General features: G+C 61.2%; 17 protein-coding genes. 12 read left to right on the forward strand and 5 right to left on the reverse strand.

What is annotated here, in order from left to right; genetic code table 11:
• Nucleotides 1–205 precede the first annotated feature (205 nt).
• The 12 genes from E0D86_RS14590 to E0D86_RS14645 all read left to right on the forward strand — a co-directional run bounded on the left by E0D86_RS14590 (nucleotide 206) and on the right by E0D86_RS14645 (nucleotide 13,421).
• A complete protein-coding gene (locus E0D86_RS14590) occupies nucleotides 206–1,606 on the forward strand; it encodes a polynucleotide adenylyltransferase PcnB (protein WP_131650766.1) in 1,401 nt (466 codons plus the stop codon).
• Nucleotides 1,606–2,100 (forward strand): 2-amino-4-hydroxy-6-hydroxymethyldihydropteridine diphosphokinase, encoded by a 495-nt coding sequence (gene folK, locus E0D86_RS14595; protein ID WP_131650767.1) that lies wholly within the window; start codon nucleotides 1,606–1,608, stop codon nucleotides 2,098–2,100. The genes E0D86_RS14590 and folK overlap by 1 nt, the downstream gene beginning before the upstream one ends.
• A gap of 166 nt (nucleotides 2,101–2,266) precedes the next feature.
• Nucleotides 2,267–3,067, forward strand: coding sequence for a 3-methyl-2-oxobutanoate hydroxymethyltransferase (gene panB / locus E0D86_RS14600; RefSeq protein ID WP_131650768.1), 801 nt, complete (start codon nucleotides 2,267–2,269; stop codon nucleotides 3,065–3,067).
• Complete coding sequence (gene panC, locus E0D86_RS14605) at nucleotides 3,064–3,927, forward strand: pantoate--beta-alanine ligase (protein ID WP_131650769.1); 864 nt, start codon at nucleotides 3,064–3,066, stop codon at nucleotides 3,925–3,927. Before panB ends, panC begins: the two co-directional genes overlap by 4 nt.
• A 98-nt stretch (nucleotides 3,928–4,025) precedes the next feature.
• Nucleotides 4,026–4,406 (forward strand): aspartate 1-decarboxylase, encoded by a 381-nt coding sequence (gene panD / locus E0D86_RS14610; protein ID WP_003298244.1) that lies wholly within the window; start codon nucleotides 4,026–4,028, stop codon nucleotides 4,404–4,406.
• A gap of 352 nt (nucleotides 4,407–4,758) precedes the next feature.
• Nucleotides 4,759–6,423 carry a glucose-6-phosphate isomerase gene (gene pgi, locus E0D86_RS14615; protein ID WP_131650770.1) on the forward strand — a complete coding sequence of 555 codons (1,665 nt, stop codon included), beginning with the start codon at nucleotides 4,759–4,761 and terminating at the stop codon, nucleotides 6,421–6,423.
• A 116-nt stretch (nucleotides 6,424–6,539) separates the two neighbouring features.
• Nucleotides 6,540–7,415, forward strand: coding sequence for an oxygenase MpaB family protein (locus E0D86_RS14620; protein WP_131650771.1), 876 nt, complete (start codon nucleotides 6,540–6,542; stop codon nucleotides 7,413–7,415).
• A 93-nt stretch (nucleotides 7,416–7,508) separates the two neighbouring features.
• On the forward strand, nucleotides 7,509–8,687 hold the full coding sequence (locus tag E0D86_RS14625) for an acetyl-CoA C-acetyltransferase (protein WP_131650772.1): 1,179 nt from the start codon (nucleotides 7,509–7,511) through the stop codon (nucleotides 8,685–8,687).
• Between the two features lie 82 nt (nucleotides 8,688–8,769).
• Entirely contained in the window at nucleotides 8,770–9,786 is a 1,017-nt protein-coding gene (locus E0D86_RS14630; RefSeq protein WP_131650773.1) for a class I SAM-dependent rRNA methyltransferase, read from the forward strand.
• Between the two features lie 85 nt (nucleotides 9,787–9,871).
• Nucleotides 9,872–12,805, forward strand: coding sequence for a DUF748 domain-containing protein (locus tag E0D86_RS14635; protein WP_131650774.1), 2,934 nt, complete (start codon nucleotides 9,872–9,874; stop codon nucleotides 12,803–12,805).
• Nucleotides 12,805–13,101 (forward strand): DUF2845 domain-containing protein, encoded by a 297-nt coding sequence (locus E0D86_RS14640; protein ID WP_371924075.1) that lies wholly within the window; start codon nucleotides 12,805–12,807, stop codon nucleotides 13,099–13,101. Before E0D86_RS14635 ends, E0D86_RS14640 begins: the two co-directional genes overlap by 1 nt.
• Before the next feature lie 11 nt (nucleotides 13,102–13,112).
• Nucleotides 13,113–13,421, forward strand: a complete 309-nt coding sequence (locus tag E0D86_RS14645) for a DUF2845 domain-containing protein (protein ID WP_131650776.1) — start codon at nucleotides 13,113–13,115, stop codon at nucleotides 13,419–13,421.
• A 62-nt stretch (nucleotides 13,422–13,483) separates the two neighbouring features.
• Here E0D86_RS14645 and E0D86_RS14650 read toward each other — a convergent pair whose 3' ends face one another.
• The 5 genes from E0D86_RS14650 to rbfA form a co-directional block, all read right to left on the reverse strand.
• On the reverse strand, nucleotides 13,484–13,855 hold the full coding sequence (locus E0D86_RS14650; protein WP_131650777.1) for a BON domain-containing protein: 372 nt from the start codon (nucleotides 13,853–13,855) through the stop codon (nucleotides 13,484–13,486).
• Between the two features lie 431 nt (nucleotides 13,856–14,286).
• Nucleotides 14,287–16,392 (reverse strand): polyribonucleotide nucleotidyltransferase, encoded by a 2,106-nt coding sequence (gene pnp / locus E0D86_RS14655; RefSeq protein ID WP_131650778.1) that lies wholly within the window; start codon nucleotides 16,390–16,392, stop codon nucleotides 14,287–14,289.
• Between the two features lie 169 nt (nucleotides 16,393–16,561).
• Entirely contained in the window at nucleotides 16,562–16,831 is a 270-nt protein-coding gene (rpsO, locus tag E0D86_RS14660) for a 30S ribosomal protein S15 (RefSeq protein WP_003280896.1), read from the reverse strand.
• Nucleotides 16,832–16,950: 119 nt separating this feature from the next.
• Nucleotides 16,951–17,868, reverse strand: a complete 918-nt coding sequence (gene truB / locus E0D86_RS14665) for a tRNA pseudouridine(55) synthase TruB (protein ID WP_131650779.1) — start codon at nucleotides 17,866–17,868, stop codon at nucleotides 16,951–16,953.
• Nucleotides 17,869–17,871: 3 nt separating this feature from the next.
• The gene (rbfA, locus tag E0D86_RS14670; RefSeq protein ID WP_131650780.1) at nucleotides 17,872–18,261 is read right to left on the reverse strand and encodes a 30S ribosome-binding factor RbfA; all 390 of its coding nucleotides are present in this window, start codon (nucleotides 18,259–18,261) and stop codon (nucleotides 17,872–17,874) included.
• Between the last annotated feature and the right edge of the window lie 77 nt (nucleotides 18,262–18,338).

Consider the following 18,338-nt stretch of genomic DNA (forward strand, 5'->3'; position numbering starts at 1 on the left):
ACAACACGCCCGAAATACTAATAACAACAAAGCACGCGACATCATTTAAAAGGGGAGCTTCGGCTCCCCTTAGTGCTTTCTGGCCCCGGCCGTTTTTGACACCTCCCCGCGCTTCGTTCACCATCCCGGCTCCCGGTGCTAGAATCCACGCTCGTTCGTGGCCATTCGCCTCGCCACTCAGTCCTTTCGCCACACAGTGCCTCCCATGCTGAAAAAGCTGTTCCAGTCTTTTCGTTTGCCCCTGCGCCGTTTGCCGCATCCCCGTCGCACACCCGAAATACTGTCCAGCCGGCAGCACTCGCTGCACCGCAATGATCTGAGCCGACATGCCGTCAGCGTGGTCGAGCGGCTTCAGCATGCCGGGTACGAGGCTTATGTCGTGGGCGGTTGTGTCCGCGATCTGCTGCTGGATCTGGACCCAAAGGACTACGACGTCGCCACCAGCGCCACGCCTGAGCAAGTACGCGCCGAATTTCGTAACGCTCGGGTCATTGGTCGACGTTTCAAGCTGGTCCATGTACATTTCGGACGCGAGATCATCGAGGTCGCCACCTTCCGCGCCAATCATCCGGAAGAGGATGACGACGAGGCCAGCCACCTGGCTTCGCGCAACGAAAGCGGCCGCATCCTGCGCGACAACGTCTATGGCAGCCTGGAAGACGATGCCCAGCGTCGCGACTTCACGATCAACGCGCTGTATTACGACCCCTCGACCGAGCGCATCCTCGACCATACCCATGGCGTACATGACATTCGAAATAGGCTGATCCGCCTGATCGGCGATCCCGAGCAGCGTTATCAGGAAGATCCGGTGCGCATGCTGCGAGCGGTCCGCTTCGCCGCCAAACTGGACTTCGAGATCGAGCAGCACAGCGCCGAACCCATTGCCGAACTGGCCGATCTGCTGAACGATGTACCCTCAGCCCGCCTATTCGACGAAATCATCAAGCTGTTCCTCAGCGGCAAGGCTGAGCGCACCTTCGACTTGCTGCTGGAGCATGACCTTTTCGCGCCGCTATTCCCGGCTAGCGCCGAGGCGCTGGAAGACAATCCCGAGTACACCGACACGCTGATCCGCAATGCGCTGGCCAATACCGATCAGCGCATTGCCCAGGGCAAGCCCGTCACTCCCGCGTTCCTGTTCGCCGCCCTGCTGTGGCCGGCGCTGCCGGCGCGCGTCGCCGAAGCGCAGGCCAGAGGATTGCCGCCCATACCGGCGATGCAGGATGCCGCGCATGAGCTGATCTGGGAACAGTGCCAACGCACCGCTATACCCAAACGGTTCACCATGCCGATGCGGGAAATCTGGGACATGCAGGAGCGTCTGCCGCGCCGCCAGGGTCGTCGCGCCGATCAGTTGCTGGACAATCCGCGCTTTCGTGCGGGCTACGATTTCCTTCTGCTGCGCGAGAGTGCCGGCGAGCAGACCGACGGCTTGGGCGAATGGTGGACCGACTACCAAGAGGCCAGCGACAGCGAACGTCGCAACATGATTCGCGGCCTCAGCAGCAAGGACAACGCCAGCGGAGCACCGCGCAAACGCCGCCGCAGCAACAATCGACGCAAGCGCGGCCCGAACGAAAGCGCACCGACCTCCGACGAATAATGGAACGGGTTTATATCGGTCTGGGCAGCAATCTGGCCGAACCACGCGAGCAGTTGCGCGGTGCGCTCAGGGCATTGGCGGACGTCCCCTCTTCTCGGCTCGTTGCGGTGTCTTCGCTATATGCCAGCGACCCGCTCGGCCCACCGGATCAGCCGCGCTACAACAATGCCGTCGCCGCGCTCGATACCTTGCTGGCCCCGTTGGATCTGCTCGACGCGCTGCAAGCCATCGAAAAGGCTCAGGGACGCGAGCGCAAGGCAGAGCGCTGGGGACCGCGAACACTGGACCTCGATATCCTGCTGTTCGGCGATCGGTTACTCAACGAACCGCGCCTGACCGTCCCGCATTATCATCTGCATGCCCGAGCCTTCGTGCTCTATCCACTCGCCGAAATTGCACCGCAGCATCTGCAGCTTCCAGATGGACGCAACCTAGCCGATCTGCTGGCAGCCTGCCCATTCGAAGGCCTCGAACGCCTCGACGAACCGCTGTAACCCACCGGTAACAGATGTAACGTGTGGGTAACACTCACGATTGACTTAGCTCGCCGCCATCAGGACTATAAGCGCCCTCTGCCGGCACGCATCGAATTGGTAATCCTGCCCATCGGTGACGCTCCGACTACCGTGATCCCTCAGAGGCTCTAGGAGGACGGCATTCATGCCAGACGTAACCCTGACCACCCTGCAAGGCCTCAAGCAGAAAGGCGAGAAGATCGTCATGCTCACCTGCTATGACGCCACCTTCGCCAAGACCGCGTGCGAAGCGGGAGTCGAGATGCTGCTGATCGGCGATTCGCTGGGTATGGTCCTGCAAGGTCACGACAGCACCTTGCCGGTGTCCATTGAAGAGATGGCCTACCACACCGCCTGCGTCAAACGTGGCAACCGTGGCGCGATGATCGTCGCCGATCTGCCGTTCATGGCCAACGCCACCATCGAGCAGACCCTGGACAACTCGGCCACGCTGATGCGGGCCGGCGCGCACATGGTCAAGGTCGAGGGTGCGGCATGGCTGGCCGAATCCATCCGTTTGCTGGCCGAACGCGGCATCCCGGTCTGCGCCCACATGGGTCTCACGCCACAGACCGTCAACATACTGGGCGGCTATAAGGTGCAAGGCCGCCAAGAGGCCCAGGCGCTGCAGATGATTGCCGACGCCAAGGCGCTCGAGGCGGCGGGCGCTGCCATGCTGCTGCTCGAGTGCGTGCCCAGCGAGCTGGCGGCCCGCATCACCCAGGCGGTTTCGGTGCCAGTAATCGGCATCGGCGCCGGTAGCGCCACCGATGGTCAGGTACTGGTCCTGCACGACATGCTCGGATTGTCCCTCAGCGGACGCGCGCCTAAATTCGTGAAGAATTTCATGCGCGAACACGGCGACATCACATCCGCCATCGCTGCCTACGTCCAGGCGGTGAAAAGCGTGGAGTTCCCAGCCGCCGAACACGGATTCTCGTCATGAACGTGGTGAAAACCGTCGCCGACCTGCGCGCCGCGGTGACCCGCGCACGTGGCGAGGGCAAACGCATCGGCTTCGTGCCGACCATGGGCAACCTGCACGCAGGACATATCGCGTTAGTGAAGAAGGCCGGCCAGCGCGCGGATTTTGTGGTCGCCAGCATCTTCGTCAACCCGTTGCAGTTCGGCCCGAACGAGGATCTGGCCAGTTATCCGCGCACGCTCACGGCGGACCAGGAAAAGCTCTTCGAGGCGGGCTGCCATCTGCTGTTCGCACCCAGCGTCGAGGAGATGTATCCCCACGGCCAGTCGATGCAGACCATCGTGCGGGTGCCGGGGGTATCCGAAGGGCTCTGTGGCGGTAGCCGACCCGGCCATTTCGATGGTGTCTCGACCGTCGTCAGCAAGCTGTTCAACATGGTACTGCCCGATCTTGCCGTATTCGGCCAGAAGGACTTCCAGCAGTTGGCGGTGATCCGCACCATGGTTCGCGACCTGAACATGCCCGTGCAGATCATTGGCCAGCCAACCATGCGTGCCGAAGACGGCTTGGCACTATCCTCGCGCAACGGCTACCTCAATACCGAGGAACGCGCCATCGCTCCAGCCCTGTATCGCACGCTGAACCAGCTGGCAGACGCGATTCGCAACGGGCATCGCAACTACCCGACGCTACGGGCCGAGGGACAACAGGCACTGCAGGCAGCCGGCTTACGTCCCGACTACCTGGAAATTCGCAACGCGACGGATCTGCAGCCAGCCACAGGCGATACACGCGAACTGATCATTCTCGCAGCGGTATTTCTCGGCAAAACCCGCCTGATCGATAACCTGCTGGTCGATATCAGACCCGCATCGGTATAACCGCCGACCATCGGCACCGCCCTGCCCGTCCCCGGTCTTGATCACACTTGTGGGTTCGGGCACACTCTGCGCCGCTTGCGCACCCGGAGGAACCCGCCATGCACGCCATCATGCTCAAGGCCAAATTGCACCGCGCCCAGGTAACCCACTCGGTGCTGGATTACGAAGGCTCCTGCGCCATCGACGGCGACTGGCTGGACCTGGCCGGCATTCGTGAATACGAGCAGATCCAGATTTACAACGTCGACAACGGTGAGCGCTTCACCACTTACGCCATCCGTGGCGAAGAGGGTTCGAAGATCATCTCTGTCAACGGCGCAGCCGCGCACAAGGCCGGCGTAGGTCATCGCCTGATCATCTGCGCTTACGCCCATTACAGCGAGGCCGAGCTGGCCAGCTTCAAGCCACACGTCCTCTACATGGGCGCAGATGGCGAACTCAGCCACACAAGCAACGCCATTCCGGTCCAGGTCGCCTGACTGCGAATGAGTGCTTGAAAGCCCGCACGCCCTTCGCGTTGCGGGCTTTTTTGTGCCCTAAGGGTTCCCCCTGACGCGCGAATCTGTAATGGTCATCGAGGGCTATGGCGGGTATCGGTAGCAGGCGCGGCGAGCATTCGGAACGCCGGGCGTTTTTCCCAGTCAGACTGTCTCGGCGGCGCAGGATGCGCCACCCTCGCTTCATTGAATCGAAGCGGTACGCGCCCGATGCATTCAGGATGAGTGCCAGCGTGTCAGCATCATCGAATGACTGTCCAACCGCAGCTCCAGGGCTACACCTGGGGCGGCGCAGAATCGAGACAGTCCGCCAAGCAAAGGAAGCCGCACTACCATGAGCTATTACGAGCACCCTCTCGATGCCACCGGCCTGTCGTCCTGGAAGGCCTTGGAAGAACACCGCCTTGCCATGCAGAACTTCAGCATGCGCGACGCATTCAAGGCCGACCCGACACGCTTCGATGATCTGTCGGTTTCCTGCTGCGGCCTGTTTCTCGACTATTCGAAGAACCTGATCACACCCGAGACGCGCACCCTGCTGGTGAACCTGGCCCGTGAAGCCGGCGTCGAGCAGGCCGCGCGCGCCATGTTCGAAGGCGAGCGGATCAACGCCTCGGAAAATCGTCCGGTCCTGCACACCGCCTTGCGCCGCCCGATGGGCGATTCAGTTATGGTCGACGGGCAGAACATCATGCGCGACGTGCACGCCGCGCTGGCGCAGATGACCGACATCGTTACGCGCATCCACAACAATCTCTGGCGCGGCTTCAGCGACAAGACCATCACCGACGTGGTGAACATTGGCATCGGAGGCTCGTTCCTCGGTCCGCAGCTGGTCTCCGAGGCACTGCTGCCCTTCACTCAGCATGGCGTGCGCACGCATTACCTGGCGAACATCGACGGCAGCGAATTCCGCGAAGTGACCGCCAAGCTGAACGTGGAAACCACACTATTCATCATCTCCAGCAAGACCTTCGGCACGCTCGAGACGCTGAAGAATGCACAGGCCGCACGTACCTGGTATCTCGGCAAGGGCGGCACAGAGGAGAAGCTCTACCGCCACTTCATCGCGGTGACCAGCAACAAAAAGGCCGCCGTTGAGTTCGGCATCCGCGAAAAGAACATCTTCCCGATGTGGGACTGGGTCGGCGGGCGCTATTCGCTGTGGTCAGCCATCGGCCTGCCGATCGCGCTGGCCATCGGCATGTCCAACTTCAAAGATCTGCTGTCCGGCGCTTACAGCATGGATAGTCACTTCCTCAGCGAGCCGTTCGAAAGCAACATGCCGGTGCTGCTGGCGATGCTTGGCGTCTGGTACCACAACTTCTGGGGCGCGCAGAGCTACGCCTTCCTGCCGTACGACCATTACCTGCGCAACTTCGTCAAACACCTGCAGCAGATGGACATGGAGTCCAACGGCAAGAGCGTGCGCCAGGACGGTACGCCGGTCTCCTGCGGCACCGGCCCGGTGATCTGGGGTGGCGTCGGCGCCAACGGCCAGCACGCTTATCACCAGCTGCTGCACCAGGGCACCCCGCTGATTCCGGCCGACTTCATCGTGCCCGTGGTCAGCCACAACCCGGTGGCCGACCACCATGAGTGGCTGTATGCGAACTGCTTGTCGCAGAGCCAAGCACTGATGCGCGGCAAGACCCGCGAGGAAGCCGAAGCCGAGCTGCGGACCAAGGGGCTTGGCGAAGCCGAGATTGAGCGCTTGGCGCCGCATAAAGTGATTCCAGGCAATCGCCCGAGCAATACCGTGGTGATGGAGACCATCAGCCCCGGCCGCCTCGGCGCGCTGATTGCGCTCTACGAGCACAAGGTGTTCGTACAAGGCGTGATTTGGGGGATCAATTCTTTCGACCAGTGGGGCGTGGAGCTGGGCAAGGATCTGGGCAAGGCCGTGTACGGTCAGATGACCAGCTTCGACGCACCGCCAGCCGAAGACGCCTCGACCCAGGGCCTGATCGATTTCTTCCGCGGTCGCCATCGCGGCTGAGCCTACGTGCAACCGGGCGGCAAACGCTGTCCGGTTGAACCCCGCTTCGCCCTGAATCGGTAACGGCATCCATCGGGTAACATTCCGGCTCTCTAATCGCTGCAGAAACGCCGGTCATGGAATTCATCCGCCATCGCATCGAAACACAGGTGCTCAGCCTCACCGGCCTGGCCATTGGCGGCGTCGACTATGAACAGCCGCCGGGCGACCCAGGCTTGTTCGGCCCGGATTCGGTCTGCTGGCGGGTCCATGGTGACTTCACTTCGATGCTGATCGGCGGCATTTCCGCGTTGCTGCTGCAAGCCCTGCATCCGCTGGCGCTGGCCGGCGTCTGGGATCATTCGAACTTCCGCGAGGACCTGCTCGGTCGTTTGCGGCGTACCGGGCAATTCATATCGGCGACAACCTTCGGCAGCCAGGCGGATGCACAACGGCTGATCGAGCGTGTCCGCTCGATCCATCTGCAGATCACGGGTCATGCAGCCGATGGCCGCCTCTACGCCGCCTACGATCCCGAACTGCTGACCTGGGTGCACGTAGCCGAGGTCAGCAGTTTTCTCAAGGCGCACCTGCGTTACCTCAACCCTGCGCTGTCTGGCGATGATCAGGATAGTTATTACGATGAGGTCGCACGGATCGCCGAGTCTCTTGGCGCATGCCAGGTGCCGCGTTCAAGAAAGCAGGTTGCGGAGTATCTGCAAGAGGTACAGCCGCAGTTGCAGTGCGACGAGCGCTCGAGGGAGATTCTCCGCGTGCTGTTCGACGCACCGGCACCCAGCGCGCTGGCCCGGCCATTCGGCGCCCTGATGATGCAGGCGGGAGTCGAGCTGCTACCGGACTGGGCCAGCGCCATGCTCGGACTGCAGCAGAGCCCGGCTCAGCGCCAGCTGATACGGTTCGGCGTCAGACGCACCGCTCCAGTGCTGCGCTGGGCCGTGCGCAACGGTTCGGTACATCGGGCACGCCGACGCATGGGACTGCCCAGCCGCTAACGTGACCGGCAGGTTCCGCAATTGGAGCCGCCCAAAGCGGTATGCCAACATGGGCGCCCCGCGCGAATTCCGCTCTTTTCGAGGTCAACCTGCATGCAAGAAGTCGTCATTGTCGCCGCCACCCGTACCGCCGTCGGCAGCTTTCAGGGCGCGCTGGCCAATATTCCTGCAGCCGACCTGGGCGCGGCGGTGATTCGACGTCTGCTGCAACAAACAGGCATCGACCCCGCCGAGGTGGACGAAGTCATCCTCGGGCAAGTTCTTACCGCGGGCGCCGGCCAGAACCCGGCGCGCCAAGCTGCAATCAATGCCGGCCTGCCCGCCGCGGTCCCAGCCATGACGCTGAACAAGGTCTGCGGCTCCGGCCTGAAAGCGCTGCACCTCGCGACACAGGCGATCCGCTGCGGCGACGCCGAAGTAGTGATTGCCGGCGGCATGGAGAACATGAGCCTGGCGCCCTATGTCATGCCGGCGGCCCGCACGGGCCTGCGCATGGGTCATGGCAAGGTGCTCGACAGCATGATCCAGGATGGCCTGTGGGACGCCTTCAATGACTATCACATGGGCATCACCGCCGAAAATCTCGTCGCGAAGTACGGCATTACCCGAGAGGGACAGGATGCCTTCGCCGCTGCCTCCCAACAGAAGGCGGTTGCCGCCATCGAGGCCGGGCGCTTCGGCGCCGAGATCACGCCGGTCGAGATTCCGCAGCGCACGGGCGATCCGCTGGTATTCGAAGCCGACGAACAGCCGCGCGCCGGCACCACAGCCGAGAGCCTGAGCAAGCTCAAGCCCGCCTTCAAGAAGGACGGTAGCGTAACGGCCGGTAACGCCTCCAGCCTCAACGACGGCGCCGCCGCCGTGCTATTGATGAGTGCAGACAAGGCCAAGGCGCTGGGTCTGCCGGTACTGGCGCGTATCGCCGGTTACGCCAATGCGGGTGTCGATCCGGCGATCATGGGCATCGCCCCGGTATCGGCCACCCGCCGATGCCTGGAAAAGGCAGGCTGGAGCCTCGATCAGCTCGACCTGATCGAAGCCAACGAGGCATTCGCCGCCCAGGCGCTTTCAGTCGGCAAGGAACTCGGCTGGGACGCGAAGAAGGTCAACGTCAACGGCGGCGCCATCGCCATCGGCCATCCGATTGGTGCCTCCGGCTGCCGCATCCTGGTCACCCTGCTGCACGAAATGATCCGCCGCGACGCCCATAAAGGGCTGGCAACGCTGTGCATCGGCGGCGGTCAGGGCGTTGCGCTGGCGATCGAGCGCTGATCGCGCGCCGCTAAGCACCCAGCCGGCCCAGCGCCGGCTATTTCCGATAAACTGCGCGGCCCTCCCCTCCGAGTCGCCGCGCATGCCTTCTCTCGAACAGGCGCTGCGCGCCGCCTTCCGCCATCGCGAAACTCTGCTCGACCAACTGCACGACCAGGCCACCGACTGTTACCGACTCTTCCACGGTAGCCAGGAAGGCGCGCCCGGCCTGACGATCGATCGTTACGGCCCGCAGTTGCTGGTGCAAAGCTTTCATCAGCCGCTCGAACGCGACGTGCTACTGGCCGTGCACGAACAGCTTTGCACCGCCCTCGGCGAAACCCTCTCGCTGGTCTACAACGACCGCTCCCAGGGGAACTCGCGTATCGACCGCAGCGACTCGGTCTATCGCGCCGATCCGGCGGCGCTGGACGATCAGGTCGGTCGGGAATGGGGCCTGAACTACCGAGTCCGCGCGCGGCACAGCGGGCAGGATCCGCTGCTGTTTCTCGATCTGCGCAACGCACGCGGCTGGGTCAAGGCCAACAGCGCCGGCAAGTCGGTGCTCAACCTGTTCGCTTACACCTGTGGCGTCGGCCTCTGCGCGGCTGCAGGTGGTGCGCGTGAGGTGTGCAATCTGGACTTTGCCGAAAGCAACCTCGCGGTCGGACGGGAGAACGGCGCGCTCAATCCCGAACTGGCGCCGATGCGGTTCATCCAGTCGGATTATTTTCCGGCGATCCGTCAGTTGGCGGGCTTGCCGGTCCCACAGCGCCGCGGGCGAGCGCTGCCCGACTATCCGCGCCTTGCACCGCAACAGTTCGATCTGGTCTTGCTCGATCCGCCAGCCTGGTCGAAAAGCGCATTCGGCACCGTCGATCTGTTGCGCGATTATCAGAGCCTGCTCAAGCCTGCACTGCTTGTCACCGCTGAAGATGGCGTGCTGGTCTGCTGCAACAACCTGGCGAAGGTCGACCTCGACAACTGGCGCGAGCAGGTTCTGCGGTGCGCAACGAAGGCCGGACGGCCGGTACGCGATTGCCAAGTGCTGTCGCCGGCGCTGGACTTCCCTTCCGCCGACGGGCGACCGCCATTGAAGATTCTCACGCTGCAATTGTGAAGCGGTACGGGTTACCGGTGGCATAGAGGAACCCGCATGGCGTGCCATACTCCAAGGCAGTCCATCGCTCGGAATGTAGGTCCGCATGCCCAACGGAATGAAGCGCGCACTCATCGGCCTGATGACCGCACTGGTCTGCTATTGCCTGCTTGGCTTCTTGATACTGCCTGGTGTCGCCCAGCGTGTCGTCAACCAGCAACTAATCCAGTACGCGACGGTGCCGGCGCGCCTGGAACGAATCGAATTCAACCCATTCAGTCTCGAACTGACGCTGTACGACCTGCGCCTCGGCGAGGCTGATCAGCCGCAGCTCGGCTTCCAACGTCTGTATCTCGATCTGCAATGGAGCAGCCTCTGGCACCGCGCCCTGCAGATAGAAAATATCGAGCTGACCCAGCTGCACACCGAAGTGGTGTTCGACAAAGACGGTACGCTCAACCTGACACGACTGTTCGACCTGCCACCGTCTGCTGAAGATGAAGAGCCGCAAGAGCCGGAAGAACCCTTCGCTCTGCATATCGACCGACTGCAGCTGGTGGAGGGCTCGGTCCGCTTCGCCGACCAGCGCCCTGAAGAGCCCATCGACTTCCTCCTCGACTCACTCAATTTCGAGCTGCTGAACTTCGCCACCCGCTCGGATGACGCAGCCGATGCGGTGCTGGTCGCGACCGGCCCCAGCGGTGCCCGGGTGGACTGGAACGGACAGTTCAATCTGGCGCCAACCATCAGCTCGTCCGGCCAGCTGAAAATCAGCAATCTGGCACTGAAGGACTTCTGGGCCTACGCCCATGACGCCGTACCACTGCGCCTGCAGCAAGGCCGGCTCAGTTTCGCCAGCGATTATCGGCTCGATCTGGCGGAGCGCACCGAGCTGCAATTGAGCAACCTGAACGCCCAACTGGCACCACTCGAACTCGATACCGCCGACGGGCAGCCAATGGTTCGCCTGAACAAGCTTGAAATCAGCCAGACATCACTGGATCTGACCAAGCAACAGGTTGTGATCGGCCAGCTGCGCAGCGATGCTCTGGAAACCTGGGTAACCCGCGAACCCGACGGCGAGCTGAACTGGCAGAAACTGCTGACCCCATCGTCCGCCAACACCCAGCCGGAAACCGCCGAACAGACGGACACCGTCGGACCCGTACAAGCAGCTACCGCCGACGACCAGTCGACAGCCTGGCAGGTGCTGCTGAGTGACGCCCAGCTACGCGACTACCGGGTACATCTGCGTGACCGTGTGCCGGCGGATGAGGTCGCGCTGCAGCTGGGTCCGCTTAATCTTGCCGTGTCCGATTTCGACAGCCTGGGCACTTCGCCTTTCGGGCTGGAACTGACCACCGGCGTAGGCAACCAGGGCACCTTGCAAGCGGCGGGACAGTTGCAATTGCAGCCTGCGTCTGGACGACTGAGCATCAGCACGCAGGATATCGACCTGCGCATCGCTCAGGCCTACCTGACGCCTTTCGTGCATCTCGAATTGCGCAGCGGCATGCTGGCCAGTCAGCTGGAACTTGAGCTGACCGGCACCGAACCACTGGCGTTCAATCTCGGAGGGGCAGCCGAGATTACCCAGCTGCATACGCTCGATACCATCAACAATCGCGACTTCGTCAAATGGCAGCGCTTGCAACTCGGCGGGCTGGATTACCAGCATCCCCAACAGTTGCAGATCGAACGCATCGACCTGACCCAACCCTACGCGCGCTTCATCATCAATCCGGACCTCACCACCAATATCAATGATCTGTTGGTGGACAAGACGACCGCGGCCGACAGCGATAGCGCGGCTACTGCGACAACCGAGCAAGCAGAGCCGATGGGTATTCGCATAGGGGGCATTACCATCAATGAGGGTTCGGCCAATTTTTCCGACCTCAGTCTGCGCCCTCCCTTCATAACGGCCGTGCAGGAGCTCAGCGGCGAGATCGGTACGATCGACAACCAGGCGCAGCAACCGGCCTCGGTCGACATCAACGGCAAGGTTGATCGCTATGCGCCAGTCAGCATCAAAGGGAACCTCACGCCATTCGATCCGCTGCAGAGCCTCGATATCGCCACGCGCTTCCGGCAGGTCGAACTGACCAACCTTTCGCCCTACTCTGGAAAGTTCGCCGGTTATCGCATCCGCAAAGGGCGCATGGATCTCGATCTCCACTACCGCATTCAGCAGGGCCAACTGAACGCCGAGAACAAGGTCGTGCTGCAACAGCTGCAGCTTGGCGAGAAGGTGGACAGTCCCGAAGCGGTCGATCTGCCAGTACGCCTGGCCGTCGCGCTGCTGAAGGACAGTCGTGGCACGATTTCGTTGGAGCTGCCGGTTCAGGGCGACCTCAACAACCCTCAGTTCGATGTCATGCCGATCGTCTGGCAGACGCTGCGCAACCTCCTGACTCGTGCCGTCAAAGCACCGTTCAAATTTCTCGCCGGTGTCGTCGGCGGCAACCAGGAAGATCTCAGCCAAGTGCTCTTCGCACCCGGCAGCAGTGAACTTGATCAGCCGGCGCGCGCCAACCTGGTCACCCTGGGTCGTGCGCTGAATGAGCGCCCCGTGTTGCGCCTCGAAGTCGAAGGACAGAGCTCACCTCAGGCCGACGGACCGCTGCTGGCCGAACAATGGCTGCAGAACGAATATCAGGAAACCTGGTACAAGATGCTGCAGCGTCGCGGCGACAAGGTACCTGCCGACGCTGGGCAACTGGAAATTGGCGATGAGGAGAAAGCCGCCATGCTCGAAGGCATCTATCGCAGCCGTCTCGGCCAACAACCGCCCACTCAATGGAGCGAGCTCGACGAGCAGGTACGCAGCGAGAAGATGCGCGACGCCATACTGACCAGCCGAGCCGACAGCACTGCCCTGCTACGCCGCTTGAGCCGCGCCCGCGCCGCTTCGATCAAGGATTATCTGGTCGACCAGGCTGGCCTCGATGCTTCGCGTGTGTACCTGCTAGACACCGGCATTGCGGAAGCCGAGCAAGAAGGACAGATCCCAACGCCCCTGCATCTGGGAAGCGAATGATGCCAGCCATAATCCATACCCTGCTGCTCAGCACCATCCTGGCCGCCCCTTTCGCCCAAGCGGAAACGCTACGCTGCGGCAGCGCGCTGATCAGTACCGGCGATCGGCCCTTCGAAGTTGAGAACAAGTGTGGCGCGCCAGTGCGGCGGGATCTGGTCGGCTACGCGCTGGGCCCACACGCCAGGCGGGAAATGGTAGTCGAGGAATGGTTGTATGGGCCCGACAACGGCATGCTCAGCATCCTTACGTTCGAAGGCAACCGGCTGATACGCATCGAATCCCGCCGCGCTCGTTAAGAGGCCCCAACATGTCTCCCAGTTCACTCCTGCTCCTGCTGAGCCTGCTCGTATTCTCCATCGATGCCCATGCGTCTTCTACGCATCGCTGCGGCAGTGCGCTCGTTAGCCTTGAAGCGTCCACCAGCGAGGTCAGCAACAAGTGTGGAGAGCCCTCCAGCTCCGCCCTGGTTGGCTACAAGGAAATCCTCGATGACTATGGCTTTCGCCATGAGGTCCCAGTTGAGGAATGGACTTACGGCCCAACCAACGGCATGTACCATTTCTTGCGTTTCGAAGGAAACCGGCTGCGCCGGATCGAAAGCCAGCGCGGTCGCTGAAACGTATATAAAAACCCCACTGTAAAGTGGGGCTTCATTTGTTACTGCGACGGCAGCGAATATCAGTCGGCAGCTTTCAGGCCGTCTGCCGAGACTTCACGTACGCCCTTGATGGACTTGGCCTTATTGATCGCCGCCTCACGCTCAGCTTCGGTGGCTACAGTGCCTGACAGCGATACAACGCCGTCTTTGGTTTCCACTTCGATATCCATGCCCGGTGTAGCGTCTTCGGCCAGCAGGGACGATTTCACCTTGGTGGTGATCCAGGTATCGGACGTGGCGTCACCAGCTTCCTTCATGGTGTCGTTGGTTGCCAGCATGACGGTATCGGTCTTATCCAGTGCTGGAGTGGTGTCGGCGAAAGCGGCACCTGCCATCGGCAAGCTCAGAGCAGCGGCGACGGCAACAGCGGTAAGAGAGTTCTGAATGTTCATATGGCACTCCTGTTTTTCTTCAAATGTCTGCGTCATCACTCCGACGCAGATTCACAGGTAATATCGCAAGCGCCATGCCATCTTTTTGTTTTTTTAAATATCAATAAAATCAATAGGTTGAGAATTCAAGTAGCTGAACGCCACTAGCACACTGCATGTTCCAGTCCAGCGAAGCGTGCAACTTGCAACAACGCGCTGAATCTTCCGCTGCTCGATAGGCTACAAGCACGACCTGACGCGACGACGAGCAACTAACGAAAGCCGTGCGTTGCGTGGCCGGCTGGATGAATCGTCGCAAGCTCAGGTACCAGCTAGCTATCAGCCCAAGAGACCGTTAGAAAAGATACCCTGCCTGAAAAAACAAACCCCGCCGTTTGGCGGGGTTCGTCTCAATCGAAAAGAACCCTAAGGGTCCTTTTAGTATCGCTGCGTTAGGCGCCCGAAGCTTTCGCCGCCGCCACGTCCTTGATCGACAGCTTGATGCGACCGCGGTTGTCCACGTCCAGCACCAGCACTTCGACTTCCTGACCTTCCTTGAGCACGTCGGTGACTTTTTCGACACGCTGATCGCTCAGCATCGAAATGTGTACCAGACCGTCCTTGCCGGGGAGGATGTTGACGAAGGCGCCGAAGTCGACGATGCGCTCGACCTTGCCGACGTAGATCTTGCCGACCTCAGCCTCGGCGGTGATGCCCAGTACACGTTGCTTGGCAGCCTCGGCCGCTTCCTTGGTTTCGCCAAAGATCTTGATCGAGCCATCATCTTCGATGTCGATCGAGGCCTTGGTTTCTTCGCAGATGCTGCGAATGGTGGCGCCACCCTTGCCGATCACGTCGCGGATCTTGTCCTGATCGATCTTCATCGAAATCATGGTCGGTGCGTTGGCCGACAGCTCGGTACGCGACTGCGCGATGACCTGATTCATCTGGCCAAGGATGTTCAGACGCGCTTCCAGAGCCTGCTCCAGCGCCTGCTCCATGATCTCTTCGGTGATGCCCTGGATCTTGATGTCCATCTGCAGCGCGGTGACGCCCTTAGCGGTACCGGCAACTTTGAAGTCCATGTCGCCCAGGTGATCTTCGTCACCGAGAATGTCGGTCAGTACGGCGAACTTCTCGCCTTCCTTGACCAGGCCCATGGCGATACCGGCAACCGGTGCTTTCATCGGCACACCAGCGTCCATCAGTGCCAGCGAAGCACCACAGACCGACGCCATCGAGCTGGAGCCGTTGGACTCGGTGATTTCCGATACCACGCGGATGGTGTACGGGAATTCGTCAGCGCCCGGCAGCATGGCAGCTACACCACGACGGGCCAGGCGACCGTGACCAATCTCGCGACGGCCGGTAGCGCCCATGCGGCCACATTCGCCGACCGAGTACGGCGGGAAGTTGTAGTGCAGCATGAAGGGGTCTTTCTTCTCGCCTTCCAGGGTGTCGAGCAGCTGCGCGTCACGGGCAGTTCCGAGGGTAGCCACCACCAGCGCCTGGGTTTCACCACGGGTGAAGAGTGCCGAGCCGTGGGTCTTGTTGAGCACGCCAACTTCAATGTTCAGGCCACGAACGGTGCGAGTGTCACGGCCATCGATACGCGGCTTGCCGTTGACGATGTTTTCGCGAACGGTGCGGTATTCGATCTCGCCGAAGGCTTCCTTCACTTCACCAGCGGACGGCTGGCCTTCTTCACCAGAGAACTTGGCAACGATCTGCTCGCGCAGCTCGCCCAGGCGCGCATAGCGATCCTGCTTGATGATGATGGTATAGGCCTGGGAAATCGCCTCGCCGAACTCGCTGCGGATGGCATTGAGCAGCTCGGTGTTTTCAGCTTTCGGCTGCCAGTCCCAAGTTGGCTTGCCGGCTTCGTCTGCCAGCTCGGCAACGGCCTGGATCACAGCCTGGAATTCGTCATGGGCGAACAGTACCGCGCCCAGCATCTGGTCTTCGGTCAGCTCTTTAGCTTCGGATTCGACCATCAGAACGGCATCTTTGGTGCCGGCTACGACCATGTCCAGGCTGGAGGCCTTGAGCTGCTCGTAGGTCGGGTTCAGCAGGTAACCGGTTTCGGGATGGAAGGCAACGCGCGCGGCGCCGATGGGGCCATTGAACGGAATACCGGAGATGGCTAGCGCGGCGGAGGTACCGATCATCGCAGCGATGTCCGGATCGGTCTTCTTGCTGGTCGATACTACGGTGCAGATGACCTGCACTTCGTTCTGGAAGCCTTCCGGGAACAGCGGACGGATCGGGCGATCGATCAGACGCGAAGTCAGGGTTTCTTTTTCCGAAGGACGTGCTTCGCGCTTGAAGAAGCCACCGGGGATCTTGCCGGCTGCGTAGGTTTTTTCCTGGTAGTGGACCGAGAGCGGGAAAAAGCCCTTGCTCGGGTCGGCCGTCTTGGCACCAACGACCGTGACCAGCACGGTTACGTCGTTATCAACGGTGACCAGCACGGCGCCGGATGCCTGACGGGCGATGCGACCAGTCTCGAGGGTTACGGTCGACTGACCGAACTGAAATTTCTTGATTACCGGGTTCACGGTGCTTTCCTTCTCTCTGTTGCCTTTGGGGGAAATTGGCGGGAGCGGCGGGAGTCGGACCCGATCTCTCCTGCAAAAGCCAAAAAGCTGGAAGCTCGAAGCCAGAAGCGGAGATTTCTCCAACTTACGACTTCAAGCTTCCAGCTCCAGGCTTCCAGCTCGCTACGTCTTAACGACGCAGACCCAGACGACCGATCAGGGTGCTGTAACGAGTAGTGTCCTTGCCCTTCAGGTAGTCCAGCAGCTTACGGCGCTGGTTAACCATACGGATCAGACCACGACGCGAGTGGTGGTCTTTGCCGTTGGCCTTGAAGTGACCTTGCAGCTTGTTGATGTTGGCGGTCAGCAGGGCTACCTGCACTTCCGGAGAACCGGTGTCGCCTTCAGCTTGCTTGTACTCGTTAACGATCTGGGCTTTTTCTTCAACGCTAAGTGCCATGATGGGCTCCTTACAGTGAACAGGCCGGGACGCATCCCGTGTTTTAAAAGAGGGCTGACCGTGCCTGCCAACAGCCATCCTCGTGACGCAACACACCACCGAGGCGCATTGCGTATCGGTCATTCCGACCGAATCAGTCGACGCGGCGCAATGCGCCCGTCCTCACTCACTTCACCGATGCCGATGAAGCGACCGTTATGATCCTGCACCCGCAGCATGCCGAATTTCGGCGCTTCCGGTGCCCGTACCGGCTGACCATGAAGCCAATAAAAGGCGCTGTGCTCTGAAAGCTGCAGCAGCGGCCAATGCTCCAGCCCGCTATCGACCGGCTTGAGAAAGGCATCCACCGCCTCCGCCCCGCCTTCGGCATGGACCCGCTCGAGCTCTTCGAGACTGACGGTCTGGGTCAGATCGAAAGGTCCAGCCTGAGTCCGCCGCAGTTCGGCTACGTGTGCACCACAACCCAACTTCAGCCCGATATCTTCGACGAGCGTGCGGATATAAGTGCCCTTGCTGCAAGCGACGGCCAAACGCGCCCTATCGTCTTCCAGCGAGAGCAAATCCAGGCGGGCAATGGTAACAGAACGCGGCTCGCGCTCCACTACCTCTCCTGCACGCGCCAGTTTGTACAGTGGCTGGCCGTCACGCTTGAGTGCCGAATACATCGGTGGCACTTGCAGCAGGTCGCCGCGAAACTCTGGCAGAAGCGCCTCGATCTCCGCCGCGCTGACGGCGACAGGCTTGCGCTCGATCACCTCACCCTCGGCATCAGCCGTGGTGGTGGTCACGCCGAGCTGGGCAACGGTCTCGTAGCCCTTGTCGGCATCGAGTAGATACTGGGAAAACTTGGTGGCTTCGCCAAAACACAACGGCAGCACGCCGGTCGCCAGCGGATCCAGACTCCCTGTATGCCCCGCCTTTTCGGCGTTGAGCAACCAGCGAACCTTCTGCAACGCCGCGTTAGACGTGAACCCACGAGGCTTATCGAGAAGGATGATGCCGCTAACTGCGCGGCGAACACGTTTTACCTGGGCCACGCGTTACTCTCCAACATCATCGCTGTGTTTGCGGTCTTCCGCGACAGCACGCTCGATCAGCGAGGCCAGTTCGACACCGCGACGAACGCTGGCGTCGTAGTTGAAGTGCAACTGCGGCACCGTGCGCAACTTCATCGCCTTGCCCAGCTGCATACGCAGAAATCCACTCGCTTCGTTGAGAATCCGAAGGCTGGATTTGACGGCGTCTTCATCGTCATCCTTGCCCATGACGGTGATGAATATCTTGGCATGGGACAGGTCACGACTGACCTCGACCCCGGTAATGGTTACCAAACCCAAACGCGGGTCCTTGACTTCACGCTGAATCAGCTGTGCCAGCTCGCGCTGCATCTGGTCGCCGATACGCTGGGTACGACTGTAATCTTTTGCCATCTTTCATACCTTCTTAAAAGCCGAAAGCTGGAAGCCCAAAGCCGGAAGCTGCACGAGCGGCTTCCGGCTTCTGACTT

It is taken from the genome of Pseudomonas sp. IC_126, assembly GCF_004331835.1.
Classification (GTDB): domain Bacteria; phylum Pseudomonadota; class Gammaproteobacteria; order Pseudomonadales; family Pseudomonadaceae; genus Stutzerimonas.

Excerpts from the sequence above, each read along its gene's own strand:
- E0D86_RS14625 (WP_131650772.1), top strand. The coding sequence starts at position 7,509 with ATGCAAGAAGTCGTCATTGTCGCCGCCACCCGTACCGCCGTCGGCAGC.
- E0D86_RS14640 (WP_371924075.1), top strand. The coding sequence starts at position 12,805 with ATGCCAGCCATAATCCATACCCTGCTGCTCAGCACCATCCTGGCCGCC.
- panC (WP_131650769.1), top strand. The coding sequence starts at position 3,064 with ATGAACGTGGTGAAAACCGTCGCCGACCTGCGCGCCGCGGTGACCCGC.
- pgi (WP_131650770.1), top strand. The coding sequence starts at position 4,759 with ATGAGCTATTACGAGCACCCTCTCGATGCCACCGGCCTGTCGTCCTGG.
- panB (WP_131650768.1), top strand. The coding sequence starts at position 2,267 with ATGCCAGACGTAACCCTGACCACCCTGCAAGGCCTCAAGCAGAAAGGC.
- folK (WP_131650767.1), top strand. The coding sequence starts at position 1,606 with ATGGAACGGGTTTATATCGGTCTGGGCAGCAATCTGGCCGAACCACGC.
- E0D86_RS14645 (WP_131650776.1), top strand. The coding sequence starts at position 13,113 with ATGTCTCCCAGTTCACTCCTGCTCCTGCTGAGCCTGCTCGTATTCTCC.
- rpsO (WP_003280896.1), bottom strand. The coding sequence starts at position 16,831 with ATGGCACTTAGCGTTGAAGAAAAAGCCCAGATCGTTAACGAGTACAAG.
- panD (WP_003298244.1), top strand. The coding sequence starts at position 4,026 with ATGCACGCCATCATGCTCAAGGCCAAATTGCACCGCGCCCAGGTAACC.
- E0D86_RS14635 (WP_131650774.1), top strand. The coding sequence starts at position 9,872 with ATGCCCAACGGAATGAAGCGCGCACTCATCGGCCTGATGACCGCACTG.
- E0D86_RS14630 (WP_131650773.1), top strand. The coding sequence starts at position 8,770 with ATGCCTTCTCTCGAACAGGCGCTGCGCGCCGCCTTCCGCCATCGCGAA.
- E0D86_RS14620 (WP_131650771.1), top strand. The coding sequence starts at position 6,540 with ATGGAATTCATCCGCCATCGCATCGAAACACAGGTGCTCAGCCTCACC.
- rbfA (WP_131650780.1), bottom strand. The coding sequence starts at position 18,261 with ATGGCAAAAGATTACAGTCGTACCCAGCGTATCGGCGACCAGATGCAG.
- E0D86_RS14590 (WP_131650766.1), top strand. The coding sequence starts at position 206 with ATGCTGAAAAAGCTGTTCCAGTCTTTTCGTTTGCCCCTGCGCCGTTTG.
- E0D86_RS14650 (WP_131650777.1), bottom strand. The coding sequence starts at position 13,855 with ATGAACATTCAGAACTCTCTTACCGCTGTTGCCGTCGCCGCTGCTCTG.